The sequence below is a fragment of the Marinobacter sp. BW6 genome (genome assembly GCF_008107725.1).
Classification (GTDB): domain Bacteria; phylum Pseudomonadota; class Gammaproteobacteria; order Pseudomonadales; family Oleiphilaceae; genus Marinobacter.
Window position 1 is genome coordinate 1 of record NZ_VIRN01000006.1, and the last position, 385, is coordinate 385.

1 pseudogene is annotated in these 385 nt (G+C 54.0%); it reads right to left on the bottom strand.

The window, feature by feature from the left end:
- Nucleotides 1–338 (bottom strand): annotated as a pseudogene (gene fliM, locus FMN52_RS00020) (flagellar motor switch protein FliM); the annotation flags it as partial.
- Between the last annotated feature and the right edge of the window lie 47 nt (nt 339–385).

Sequence of the window (385 nt, forward strand, 5' to 3'; positions counted from 1 at the left end):
GTGCCGCGCAGCGGTTTCAGATGGATAAGATTCAGGTTGGTCGGCACCGGCAGGTTGCGGGCAAATTCATGGTACGGCTGAATGCGGATGGCCCCGACGGTAATGTCCGGGCTACGGCGCAGCAGGTTGAACAGCCCCATACGAAAATGGCGGGCAAAGCGCTCATTAATGATTTCCAGCGCCTGCAAACGTTCGCGCACAACCCGTCGTTGGGTATTCGGATCGTACGGACGAATGTCACTTTCGCCGCTAACACTGGCTGTCGGTTCGTCTTTGACTTCGCTGTCACCATTCAACAGCGCATCAATTTCAGCTTGAGAAAGAATACTATCGCCCATGTCGTTATCGCAGAATAAAAGCGGTATACAGCACGTCGGTGACATCC